Raw genomic sequence first — 12151 nt, 5'->3', positions numbered from 1 at the left:
ATTTTTATTGGGAAGGTATGTTTATAACACAATCTAGCAGCAGATCAACACTGGCTGAAATATTGTCTTGCGTTTTACTTTTATTCTTGATGGCTCAAATAAGCGTACCATTGCAGCCTGTGCCTATCACATTGCAAACTTTAGGAGTAATGCTTATTGGGCTTAAATTTAACCGCAGAACAGCATTCTATTCTCTGCTTACATATCTATCACTTGGTGCAGCAGGATTTCCTGTTTTTGCGAATTTTTCTGGTGGTTATCACATTTTTCTCGGACCCACAGGTGGATATTTAATTGGCTGTTTAGCTGCTGTTATGGTAATGAGCAAAGTAAATGAATTACTGAACTCTAAATATAAATCATTTGTTTGTAATTCTTTAAGTTGTCTGGCTGGTACAGTTGTAATCTTTATTTGTGGTGTTAGTTGGCTTGCTGTTTACTTGGTTCTGGGACAAGCAATAATGGTGGGTGTTTTACCATTTATCCTTCCTGGTTTGGTAAAAATTTTTCTACTTGTAGCAGCTTTGCAATATTTGAAAAAATGATAAAATTCCGCCCTCATCATTTCATGTGCACCCTCGCGTTTCGGGGATATAGGTATTCTCAGGGTTTTGTAGAAAATTATAAAAAGATAGCAAGCAAAGTAATTAGTGATCCTAATACTCAAATCGAAGTAGTCGGCAATCTTGATAGTATTTGTAGTGCTTGCCCAAACCAGATTAAACAAGGTAAATGCACCACAAAAGCTAAAGTTTTAGAGCTAGATAGAAGGCATATGGGAATTTTAGGAATAAAAATTGGCGAGACTTTAACTTGGAATGAGGCGGTAAAAAAGATTAGAGAGAAAATGTCTTTAAAGAAATTTGATTACGTATGTGAGGGGTGCAACTGGCAGCCATATGGAATATGTAAAAATGCCCTTTTAAATTGTCATTCCTATAAAGGTAGTTGACAAAATGTTAAGATAAATTGAAGCATTTTTGTGGAAATAGACTTCTTGCACTACCTCCCAAGCCACAACTGTCATTCAGTAGAAACAAAAAACTTCCTTGACAAGCTTTGCCAGTCCCCTTATCATAACACTGAAGCTATTTATTTATCTTCGCAATCTCTGCAGTGGATTAATGATAAAAAAACTTAATCTATTTGGCGTAAATCATGCTTAATTTTTTGCACTATGTGCACCTCATGTCTTTATAAAACTTTAGGTTTCTACCTATACAACCCGAAACGCGCTTATAAAGCGTTTAAGGCAGTAAAAGACGTCAAATAGACAAGGGAGAATTTGAATACTAGCTACCCTGGGGTTTCTTTGCCTTTTTTTCCGCTCAGTAAATTTCTTAACGTTTATAATTTAGGTTAGTTGCAAGTTAAAAGCAGCTAAATCGCTCTTAATCAAGCGTTTTAGAATAAAAAAACGCCGATATTTTAGTACATAGTAAATAGCCAACCACCAACGGGGTTTCTTTTGCCTTTTTTTTATTTGGTAAATTTCTTAATGTTTGTAGCTAAAGCAATTTAAGAGACCGAAAATGGTGTCATTCCAGCGCGTGACGCTGGAATCTAGTCTTTATTATGCAGCCACTTATTTAAAGTTAAGTTTTCTGGATCCAAGTAGTCAGGGCACTGGGATGACACCTTGACAATCGTCATCCCGCTACGTGTTAGCGGATGAGATACCGCGGCGGTATGACGTAGGGGTTGCCGAGAACTTGTCATTCCAGTCTGAATCCAGTTTTCTTTACAAATTCACCAAAAGTGCTTCATTCTATAACGCAAAACCCATACTCACCAAACCCAATGCATTACTTGCAATTAAGTTTCTTGGATTCCAGACTAGAATGACACCGTCATAAAAGAACCAGTGTCAGCTACTTGCATGACACCTTCCTGATAGACAATGTTCGTACAGTGTCAGCTACTCAGATAACAGGAAGAAGGTGCTGGGATGACAGGAGAAGAAGGCTACTTAGATGGCAGGGAGGAGCTACTTGAATGACGGTTCTTATCGTCGATAAACTTAGAGCTATAATAACTATTTGCCTTTTTTCTACTTAAGTTTGGGTTATGCAAGAAGTCTAATAGAGTGAAATATGGAAGACAAAAGATAAGTGCATTCTACGCAGCATGTTCGTCCCGCTAATTAATAATATCTTTATTATTGTATGAGATAGGTAATTTAGCATTTATGAATTTGTAATGTGTTACGCATAGCTCAAAGAAATAAGGTTTACTGGTTACACGCTGCAGCCAATGCCACAACACTAGGATCTATGTTTGTCTGCATGTTAATTTGCGTTGTGATTTTATGGAGGTCTTCTGTTACCTATGCTAGTGAAAATTTGGAGATACAGAAGGCCTTTGATAGTGTTGTCAAGCATATAAAAACTGATAAAAAGTATAAAGATCTTGATGTTATTGAGAGAAAAAGTGACAAATTTAATATCAAAATTGCGCAGAATTCTGGCAAGAGTTTTGACATATACTCTACTTTAAAAAAAGCAAAAGATTCCTTTGAGTCAGGAGATAATGAAACAGCTATTTCTCTCCTTAATCAGATCATCACAAAGTTTCCTTATCATAAAAATGCTTTAATTGGATTGGGAAATATTTATTATGCTAATAAAGAATACAAAAAAGCTGTAGAGATTTACACAAAACTGTTAAAAGAATACCCTAGTAACCCTTACATATTAAAAAATTTTCTGACGATAATCTCACAATATGATCCTGATCTGGCGTTGAGTGAAATGTTGAAATTGTATGATATACATAAAAATTATGCTCCTTTATTAGCAAATTTAGGTCTGATTTATATGAAAAAGGAGGATTATGTAAAAGGTAAAGAGTATATGACAACTGCTATTTCCCTTGATGAAAACAATATTTTTTATACCTATAATTTAGCTGTTATTCTAGATAAACTTTCAGATTTTAAAAATGCTACAATATTCTACTTAAAGTTGTTGAACATGGCTACAACTTCGAAAGATGTGAGTGAAAAAATACCTTTATACAAAGTGACAGCAAGACTAAAATTTATAAAACTCCACAGCACGCACCCAAAGATTTCATAAAAGCTTATAGCTTACCTAAATCTAATTTATCGCTATTTTTGTTTACAATAATAATATTGAGCTATAGAATTACATCTAAAGGGGCAATTAGCTCAGCTGGTAGAGCATCTCGTTTACACCGAGGAGGTCGGCAGTTCAAGTCTGTCATTGCCCATTTGTTTAACTGAATGTTAATATTATTAATTACTTCAATCAAAATATAGAAAATGCAGGATAATATAGTACCAATCTCAATAGTAAAAGAGCTGGAAGATTCTTATCTCTCCTACGCAATGAGCGTTATCATAAGCCGGGCTATACCTGACGTGCGAGATGGATTTAAACCTGTTCATAGGCGCATATTATATGCAATGTCAAGGGCTGGATACGATGCTGGTAAGCCATATAAAAAGGCGGCTCGTATAGTAGGGGATGTAATGGGGAAATATCACCCACATGGTGATGCAGCTATTTACGATTCCTTGGTTAGAATGGCCCAAGATTTCTCTCTTCTTTTACCGCTTGTTGATGGACAAGGTAACTTTGGTTCGATAGACGGAGATCCACCCGCTTCGATGCGATATACAGAATCAAGGCTTCACAAAGTGTCGCACTTCCTACTAAATGATATTGACGAAGATACAGTTGATTTTAGGCCAAACTATGATGGAAATGAAACAGAGCCTGTTGTACTGCCTGCAGAATTTCCGAATCTATTGGTAAATGGTGCAAGCGGTGTTGCAGTTGGTATGGCAACCAATATTCCTTCTCACAACCTTGGAGAAATAATAGATGCTTGTATGTTATATATAGATAATCCTGAAGTTACTTTGGATGAGTTACTTGAAGTGATGCCAGGGCCGGATTTCCCAACTGGGGGAACGATTCTTGGAAGGTCTGGAATAAGATCAGCATTTGCAACGGGTCGTGGATCAATTGTTGTGCAAGGCAAGACTCACATGGAAGACCTGCCACAAGGTAGGCAAGCAATAGTGATTGATGAAATACCTTACCAGGTAAATAAAGTAAAATTAATTGAGAAGATAGGTGAGCTTGTAAAAGAAAAAAGAATTGATGGCATAACAGAAATTAGGGATGAGTCTGATAAGTCTGGCATTAGAATAGTAATTGACCTCAGAAGAAATGCTGAAGCAAGTTTTATACTTAATCAAATATTGGGACTAACTCCACTAAGAAGTAGTTTTAGTGTTAACACTTTAGTCCTCAACAACAACAGGCCTGCTTTGATGTCATTAAAAGAAATCATAGCTGCTTTTGTTGATTTTAGAAAAGAAGTATTAATCAGGAGAACAGAATTTCGTCTAAGAAAAACGAGGGAAAAAGCTCATATATATATAGGGCTCTACATTGCGGTCTTGAGCATAGATGAAGTGATAAAAATCATCCGTGGTGCAAAAGATCCTGCGGAAGCAAGTAGAGAACTTTTAAATAAAGAATGGAAAACTTCAGCTGAGATAAACACAATTATTGGATTAATCTCAGACAGCACAAGCTTTTTGAAAGACGGAGTGTATAGATTAACTGAGCTGCAAACGAAAGCTATTCTTGACATGAAATTGCAACGTTTAACAGGCCTTGAAAAAGACAAATTAGAAGCTGAGCTAAGTTCAATGATCAACCTGATAAAAGAATATATCGCTTTTCTTGGCTCAGGAGAGAAGTTGATGAAAGAAATAAAAAACAATCTACAAGAAATAAAGAACAGATTTGCTGTGCCGCGAAAAACTTCAATAGAGGAATCAGATACGGACATTGAAGCTGAAGATCTAATTCCACAAGAGGATATGGTGATAACCGTAACTATGAATGGTTATATCAAGCGTGTGAAGCTTTCTCATTATAGAACTCAGCGTCGTGGTGGAAAAGGAAAGTTAGGACAAGGATTAAAAGAAGAGGATGTAACCACAAAATTATTTGTTGGGAATACCCACACTAGCCTTTTATTCTTTTCTAATATTGGCCGAGTTTATAGATTAAAAGTTTATAAGTTACCTCTTGCAGAGCCAACTGCACGTGGAAGAGCACTTGTTAATATATTCCCGCTTAGCGATGGTGAAACTATAACTAATATAATGCCATTACCAAGTGAAAATGACGAAAATCAAAACATAGTTTTTGCTACTGCTCATGGGAACATAAGGCGCAACTCTTTAGCGGATTTTCACTATATTCCAAGCAATGGAAAAATAGCAATCAAGCTCGATGAAGGAGATAAGTTAATATCAGTTAAAGTATGCAATGAAATTGATCATGTTTTTCTTTCAACAAGATTCGGCAAAAGTATCAGATTTGTTGTAAGTGATGTGCGTCAATTTAAAAGTCGCAATTCAGATGGCGTAAGAGGTATCAAACTTGCAAAGAATGACAGCGTGATATCCATGACCATATTAAATGGGATAGGTGTAGCAACAGAAACAAAAGAACTTTACTTAAAAGTTCCACTTGCAAAAAGACTGGGGACTGCAATTAATAACTCCATTGATTCTAAATTGGAAAAGACTTTGAATGATTTAGGAATAGATAACGAATTGTTCTTAAAACTTGCAGTGAATGAGGAGTTTATATTAACTATTACCGAAAATGGCTTTGGTAAAAGAACTTCTGCGTATGAGTATAGAATAACTAACAGGGGTGGTGTTGGTATCACCAATATTCTTACTACCAACAGAAACGGTAATGTTGTTGCTAGTTTTCCAGTTGAGCAGGGTGATAATATCATGCTTATTACAGATAAAGGAAAGTTAATTCGTATTTCAGTAAATGATATCAGAATTGCAGGACGTAGCACTCAAGGAGTCACTCTGTTTAAAACAGAGAGTAGAGAAAAGGTGGTGTCAGTAGCGAAAATTGAAGATCCTGATTCCACTGAAGATAGTATTTCTGAAGTTGAAAACTCTATCTCTTCTCAACTGTAGTACAGGTTAAACAAAAAGCGCAAGTTTTTGTTGATTAATACGCAGTATTTAATTTAAAATATATACTTATGGCTAAGTAAAGATCAATGGACAAAAATTTAACTAAAAATAAAAAACCACTGGCAAACAAAGAGGATAAAAAAACACCTCCCGTTAAAGATCTTACTAAAAATAAGAGTAGGAGAGATTTTATAACATTAACTACATGCGCTATAGCAGGTATAGGAGCTGCAAGTGGACTTTGGCCACTGGTTAAGTCTATGAATCCTTCTGCTGAAGTTTTAGCAACTTCCACAGTGGAGGTGAATTTGTCTGGAATTCAGGAAGGACACGGAGTAAAAGTAAAGTGGCAAGGTAAGCCAGTATTCATTCGTAGACGCACAAAGCAAGAAATTGAGGCTGCAAGAGATGTGAATGTGAAGAGCTTGAGGGATCCTCAATTAGATGAGCAGAGAGTATACGAAGGAAAAGACGAATGGTTAATTATGCTTGGAATATGTACACATCTTGGGTGTGTGCCGATTGATCACGCTACAAAAGATGGTAACGGTTGGTTCTGCCCTTGCCACGGTTCATATTATGACACATCAGGCCGAGTAATTGGGGGTCCTGCACCAAAAAATATGGTTGTACCTGATTATTTTTTTCCCAGTGAGAATGTTGTGGTAATTGGCAAGAAGGCTTAACGGATACAATAAACTCGTTAAAAAAAACTCACAGGATCAACATCTATTATCACTGCAATACTCGAATTCAAGTTACAATTTTTAATCCAACATTTCAGCTTCTTTTGTATAGATAGACTGTGCTTATTGTGTATTTTTAGCAACACCCTATACCGATACTTATTATTTAAGAAATTTATTGCTGCTTGTGATGGACCAAGAATTTCAAATTCCTTTTTGTCTGCACCTACATTTTTTTCCTGAATACAAGTAGTTGAGCTACTTGGATGACAGAAAAGAGATTTTACTATTTCATTCGCTGCTTTTTGTGTCGCAATCTGATTCTTACCAAAAATTATAAGCGCTATTAATCTGTTAAATGGTGGCATTTTGGCTTCACGTCTTGACTTAAGTTCAATTTCATAAAATGAGTCCCTTTTTTGATGCAGCAATGCTTTTATTATTGAACTTTCAGGGTTGTTGGTTTGCACTATTACCATTCCTTTTTCATTAAACCTTCCTGATCTGCCTGCAACTTGGTGTAATAATTGATACGTCTTTTCCGCTGCTCTTAAATCAGAATTTTCGAGACTCAAATCTGCATTTATTACTCCAACCAAAGTTAATTTGGGGAAATTATGCCCCTTAGCAATTATTTGTGTGCCGATTATAATGTTCACCTCTTCTTTCAGTACCAAGTCAATTACGTTACTAACCGACTTTTGATCGCTGCTTATCATCGCAGTTTTCGCGTTTGGTATTAATTTCACCATTTCTTCAAGTAACCTTTCAATTCCTACGCCATAAAGGGAAAATGACTGTTCACTCTGGCAATCAGAGCATTTTTCTGGGAGTTTTAATTGATAAGAGCAATGATGGCACAAAAGAGCATTTTTTTTCTTGTGATATGTAAGCCAAACAGCACAATTTAAGCAGGAAATTTTATATCCACACTTTTTACAAACTGCCAGTTGTGCATACCCTCGGCGGTTTAAAAAGAGCATAACCTGCTGTTTTTTCTCTATGGTTTGTTTGATGCTTTCAAAAAGCTCAGAGGAGATCCATTGCTTGTTGTTCCTCATATCTACTACTTTAATGAGTGGCAATTCTGCACCACCGAATCGCTTGGTTAGCTTTACATGATTGTAATTCCCGCTTTTAACATGATGAATCGTTTCAAGCAATGGAGTTGCTGATGATAAAATAATCGGAATATTTTCAAATTTGGCTAAGATTATCGCCATATCTCGAGCATTATATATAATTCCCTGTTCTTGTTTAAAAGATGAGTCGTGCTCTTCATCAATGATAATCAATTTTAGGTTTTTATAAGGCAAAAAAAGCGCTGACCGTGCACCAATAATTATCTGCGCATTTCCACTTGCTATATTGAGCCAATTATTCCGGCGAGTTTTTGGAGTGAGCCTTGAGTGCCATTCAACTAAGTTTTTTGATATCTGACCGCGAACACGATTTACCAATTGTGAAGTTAAAACAATTTCAGGCAAGAGGATTAAAATTTGTGCACTGTTTACAGTTTCTACCAATTTTGCAATTGCGGATAAGTAAACTTCCGTTTTTCCAGATCCTGTCTCACCGTCAAGCAAAGTCACTGAATACTCATTCAAACTACTTATTATTTTATCGCTAGCTATCTGCTGTTCAGGGTTTAATTGGCAACTTATTTCACTTATTTCCTGCTTTTGTTCAACACAAACCAATTTATCTATTTGGTTTACTTTTAACATTCCTCCCATTATCACTTTGGCAAGCATACCAATAGGCATTACATTGTATTGTGCAACCCACTCTGCAAATGTGATCAATTTTGGTCTAATATTTGGTAAATCGATTTTTTGCTCAATAAATTTTAATGCTCGACCACTCTTGTCACTATATTTCCAAACTATTCCGATCAAGCGTTTTTTGCCAAATGGCACCACTACGTAATCTCCAACTGAAACTTCAGTATTTTCTTCAACTGCATATGAAAATAACTGATCAATTGGAAGTGGTAGTAATACATCAACTGTTCTTGTCATAGCAGCCTAAGTTTAGCACTGTTTTGAAAATATTCGTTTGATTTTTGTGGATTGATTGGTTGAACTGATATAGCATTATACTAAATTAATTTGATTGTGGGAGTGAGTATGATTCCAAAAACACGTAAAGAGGCATTCAAAGTATTAGGATTGTCAGAGAGTGCAAGCACAGAAGAGATTAAGAAGGCATATCACGAGCTTGCATTGAAATGGCATCCCGACAAATGGTCAGATAAAAGCCAAGAAGAGCAAAAGACAGCAACAGAAAAGTTTAAAGAAATATCAGTAGCATATAAAATATCAATAGGCGAGATGACTGAAGAATTCATTAGCCAACAGCCTAATGATGATTGGATTAACAACTTGGCTGAATATTTTGAAAACAGGGCAAAAGAACTTCGTAGAGAACGCTACGGCTCACATCTAAGTGAAGAAGAGGTTGATTTATTTAAGGCTCTTGATGATAAAGATCTAGCCAAGACAAAAATTTTGTTAGAAAAAGTCAAAAATATCAATTCACAAACCAGACCTTTTGATTTATGGACTGGGAAGTCAATATTGCACTACATTGTAAAAAATTCCTGCAGCAATTTTGAATCAGGTTGGATAGAGCTACTTGAAGAAGTTTTATCAAAGTATAGCGCTAACAATTCAATATCAGCTTACAATAACAGTGTCGAGCTATGCTCACAACTTAACGCAATAGATGTTAATATTTTGATAGAAGGTATTGGCACCCCTTTACATATTGCATGTGATCTAGGTAATCTTGATGTCATAAGTATGCTTCTAAAGCATGGAGCAGATCCTAATACACGTAGTGTATCTGAATATACACCGCTGTATTATGCTCTAAAAGAAAGCAAAAATGATGTTGTTAAGGTACTGTTTGAACACGGTGCTGAAATTGATGTAGATTATGTAGAAGAAAAGTTAATTATCGGCAATATTAAAAAATATAGTCAGAGTACAGTAGAAATGCTTTTACCGTATGCATCTAATAGGCAAAAAAGTAGGATGTTACAATTTATTGCTTACAGTGATAGTGTGGAAACTGATCATGATATTGAAATTGCAAAATTACTATTGAAGGCAGACGCTGACCCTAAATTTTGTGGTCAAGTAGAAAAGGGGGAGTCAAACGCCAGTGCATCATATTGGGCAGACTCAAAAAAGAAAAGTAAGCTTGTAAAATTATTTAATGAACACAAAGAAAAAGCAACTAACAATAACTTACATACAGTGGAAAAGCAAAGTGCTCAGCCACCTATAACAGATAATAAGAATCATCATTCTCCACAAAAACAAGCTTCAGGAATTTCCCCAAGAGTTATAGGCTTAGCATTATTATTTGGTTCTGTAGGAGCTACACTAGTTGTAATAGGAATTATACCTGAGATTATTGCTATCGGAGTAATTGCAACTGCTGTATTATTAGGAATTGCAGGTGCAGCATTAGGTGGTATAGTAGGGTATCTTACAGACATAACAGTAAACAAATGTTGTAATAGTGAAGCTGTTATGAAAGCTGCATAACTAACAACTAATGTCATTCAAATAGCTCGTCTAGGCATGTTTTTTTCTGGATTCTATAGTATTTTCTAAAACGAATGATAAACGTCTAAAATAGTATTACCAACTAAAAGGTGTAAGTCTGTACATTGATGCATTAGAGGTCTGAGGCGACTTTTGATGGTGTGCCAACAATGCTCTATCGGATTTAGATCAGGTGAATATGTTGGAAGATAAAGCAAATGACAGCCAAAAGACTCTATTAATGACTTTGTTTTGGGAGTTTTATGGAATGTAGCATTATCCATAACTATGGTTGTATCACGCTGTAATTGTGGAAGTAATCTTCGCTCTAACCATACATTATTACACCCTCCTTTGAAGGTCATTGGTGCAATAAACTTCTTTTCAATCCATCCACCTATTATACTCACTCTTTCCCGCTTTTTTCCTGGAACATCAGCATATATTTTTCTCCTCTTGGAGCTCATGCATATTCTCGGTATAGTCTATTATCAACTCCTGCTTCATCTATATATAAAATGCTACAGTGGTCTATTTTTGAGACTTTATCGATAAATTGCTGCCTATCTTCTTGATTGCGCTCTTGATAGAATGTGACTTTTTTTTAAGGTTATTTTTAGCTGTTTTAACCTATACCAAATTGCACTTATTCCAAAGCCAAGGTTTTGTTTCATTTCTGCTAGTGTGTGATCTGGGTGTTTTTTAACATAGTCTGCAAGTATTTTTGGGTCTATTTTCCGAATAAAACCAGTACTTTTTACCGCTTTGAGACCTTGGCCAGTAGCTTTCTTTTTTAGCCATCTATATAGTGTCTATCTCAAAAACCTCTGCAACTTCAACCTTTGACTTTCCTTTTTCTACCAAAGACACTGCTTTTTCCCTTAAATCTACACTATATACCATCGCTTCCCCTACTTTAAAAAAATATATTATACCTTTATCATTCGCTTTTGAAAATACTATAAAACAGAAACAAAAGTAGACCTGCTGCGAATCAAGCAATAAAAAGAAGGAAAGGAGGGTGACTAAAATCAAGGTTAACTAAAAGGTGTGCTTAAGATTCACAATACCAGCAATAATATTGAACCTCAGGTCGTATTTTTTCTGAAAATTGCGGTAAATATGAGACATAATCTTAAATATCTTTATCTTACGGATCTTATTTTCTACTCTCATTCTAAATGATGCTAATCTTCTATTATGCTCTTTCTGCTCTGGAGTTAATGGCTTTTTACGATACTTTTTATATGGAATTATAACATTGCTTTGCAATTTTTGCCAACCTTGATATCCAGAATCGGCATATTTTATGCTATCGATTGGTAAATATTTTTCTTGTTTCCTTATGCGAAAATCATTAATTCTACCACGATATGACTTTGACACTGATAAAATTCTTCCACCTTCTTCGATAACAATCTCAGTTTTCATAGTGTTGGTTCTTTTTTTTCCTGAATATGATTTCTTCCGTTTTTTACTATCTTCTGGTCTCTGTATTTGCTGTTCTGTAACATCAGCCAGAATCTTCAGTATTTTTTCTGGTGTCATACTTCTATCTTTTGTTATAGTAACTTTTTTGGCAAGTAATGGCTCTATTTTCTTCAGTAACCTAAATACATTTGCGTTGTGAACATTGAACAGGCACCCTAAAAATCTATGTGTTATGTAAGTGCGATAGTACAAAATTACGCAAAATAACTTATCTTCTAGAGTTGGTAGTTGTGATCTTCTACCATGGCACTTTTTCTGTTTTTCAAGTCTTTCCCACCCAGACCTCACTTTTTCCACTACCTTTTCGAACTCCTCTATAGTTAAACCTGTTATACTACGAAAGTTTCTTGGGTGTTTCTTCATGTTATAGTAACTAAAGCTCATTTTTTTACCTTACTCAATCTGCTTATTCTTCTTCTACTTCT

At 35.5% G+C, this 12151-nt stretch carries 10 protein-coding genes, 1 tRNA gene and 1 pseudogene; 7 read left to right on the top strand and 5 right to left on the bottom strand.

What is annotated here, in order from left to right:
- The first annotated feature begins 17 nt into the window (after nt 1–17).
- From AAGD69_RS05760 to petA, 6 genes are all read left to right on the top strand, one after another.
- The gene (locus AAGD69_RS05760; protein ID WP_341811975.1) at nt 18–545 is read left to right on the top strand and encodes a biotin transporter BioY; all 528 of its coding nucleotides are present in this window, start codon (nt 18–20) and stop codon (nt 543–545) included.
- Nucleotides 542–952: a DUF1284 domain-containing protein gene (locus tag AAGD69_RS05755; protein WP_341811974.1), complete on the top strand. Its 411-nt coding sequence runs from the start codon at nt 542–544 to the stop codon at nt 950–952. The genes AAGD69_RS05760 and AAGD69_RS05755 overlap by 4 nt, the downstream gene beginning before the upstream one ends.
- A gap of 1249 nt (nt 953–2201) precedes the next feature.
- Complete coding sequence (locus AAGD69_RS05750; protein ID WP_341811973.1) at nt 2202–3077, top strand: tetratricopeptide repeat protein; 876 nt, start codon at nt 2202–2204, stop codon at nt 3075–3077.
- Between the two features lie 81 nt (nt 3078–3158).
- Nucleotides 3159–3231: transfer RNA gene (locus AAGD69_RS05745), tRNA-Val, on the top strand.
- 52 nt (nt 3232–3283) lie between these two features.
- Entirely contained in the window at nt 3284–5992 is a 2709-nt protein-coding gene (gyrA, locus tag AAGD69_RS05740) for a DNA gyrase subunit A (protein ID WP_341811972.1), read from the top strand.
- A gap of 86 nt (nt 5993–6078) precedes the next feature.
- Nucleotides 6079–6678 carry a ubiquinol-cytochrome c reductase iron-sulfur subunit gene (gene petA, locus AAGD69_RS05735; protein ID WP_341811971.1) on the top strand — a complete coding sequence of 200 codons (600 nt, stop codon included), beginning with the start codon at nt 6079–6081 and terminating at the stop codon, nt 6676–6678.
- Between the two features lie 17 nt (nt 6679–6695).
- Here the strand turns inward: petA and priA are convergent, their stop codons facing one another.
- On the bottom strand, nt 6696–8699 hold the full coding sequence (gene priA / locus AAGD69_RS05730; RefSeq protein WP_341811970.1) for a primosomal protein N': 2004 nt from the start codon (nt 8697–8699) through the stop codon (nt 6696–6698).
- Nucleotides 8700–8807: 108 nt separating this feature from the next.
- Here priA and AAGD69_RS05725 point away from each other — a divergent pair, with 108 nt between their 5' ends.
- Nucleotides 8808–10235 carry an ankyrin repeat domain-containing protein gene (locus AAGD69_RS05725; protein ID WP_341811969.1) on the top strand — a complete coding sequence of 476 codons (1428 nt, stop codon included), beginning with the start codon at nt 8808–8810 and terminating at the stop codon, nt 10233–10235.
- A gap of 65 nt (nt 10236–10300) precedes the next feature.
- Here the strand turns inward: AAGD69_RS05725 and AAGD69_RS05720 are convergent, their stop codons facing one another.
- From AAGD69_RS05720 to AAGD69_RS05710, 4 genes and pseudogenes are all read right to left on the bottom strand, one after another.
- Nucleotides 10301–10702, bottom strand: coding sequence for a transposase (locus tag AAGD69_RS05720; protein WP_341811968.1), 402 nt, complete (start codon nt 10700–10702; stop codon nt 10301–10303).
- Nucleotides 10703–10798: 96 nt separating this feature from the next.
- Nucleotides 10799–10987: pseudogene (locus AAGD69_RS07020) on the bottom strand (IS630 transposase-related protein); the annotation flags it as partial.
- A 49-nt stretch (nt 10988–11036) separates the two neighbouring features.
- Nucleotides 11037–11138, bottom strand: coding sequence for an IS630 transposase-related protein (locus AAGD69_RS05715; protein ID WP_213863610.1), 102 nt, complete (start codon nt 11136–11138; stop codon nt 11037–11039).
- Between the two features lie 138 nt (nt 11139–11276).
- The gene (locus AAGD69_RS05710; RefSeq protein ID WP_410529842.1) at nt 11277–12089 is read right to left on the bottom strand and encodes a transposase family protein; all 813 of its coding nucleotides are present in this window, start codon (nt 12087–12089) and stop codon (nt 11277–11279) included.
- Nucleotides 12090–12151: the final 62 nt, after the last annotated feature.

The sequence above is a fragment of the Wolbachia endosymbiont (group A) of Conops quadrifasciatus genome (assembly GCF_964027015.1).
GTDB lineage: Bacteria > Pseudomonadota > Alphaproteobacteria > Rickettsiales > Anaplasmataceae > Wolbachia.
This window is presented reverse-complemented; position numbering and strand designations above follow the sequence as displayed.

What these genes read in the sequence shown, in the direction of transcription:
- AAGD69_RS05755 (WP_341811974.1), top strand. Translation starts at nt 542, where the DNA reads ATGATAAAATTCCGCCCTCATCATTTCATGTGCACCCTCGCGTTTCGG.
- AAGD69_RS05715 (WP_213863610.1), bottom strand. Translation starts at nt 11,138, where the DNA reads ATGGTATATAGTGTAGATTTAAGGGAAAAAGCAGTGTCTTTGGTAGAA.
- priA (WP_341811970.1), bottom strand. Translation starts at nt 8,699, where the DNA reads ATGACAAGAACAGTTGATGTATTACTACCACTTCCAATTGATCAGTTA.
- AAGD69_RS05760 (WP_341811975.1), top strand. Translation starts at nt 18, where the DNA reads ATGTTTATAACACAATCTAGCAGCAGATCAACACTGGCTGAAATATTG.
- petA (WP_341811971.1), top strand. Translation starts at nt 6,079, where the DNA reads ATGGACAAAAATTTAACTAAAAATAAAAAACCACTGGCAAACAAAGAG.
- AAGD69_RS05725 (WP_341811969.1), top strand. Translation starts at nt 8,808, where the DNA reads ATGATTCCAAAAACACGTAAAGAGGCATTCAAAGTATTAGGATTGTCA.
- gyrA (WP_341811972.1), top strand. Translation starts at nt 3,284, where the DNA reads ATGCAGGATAATATAGTACCAATCTCAATAGTAAAAGAGCTGGAAGAT.
- AAGD69_RS05720 (WP_341811968.1), bottom strand. Translation starts at nt 10,702, where the DNA reads ATGAGCTCCAAGAGGAGAAAAATATATGCTGATGTTCCAGGAAAAAAG.
- AAGD69_RS05710 (WP_410529842.1), bottom strand. Translation starts at nt 12,089, where the DNA reads ATGAAGAAACACCCAAGAAACTTTCGTAGTATAACAGGTTTAACTATA.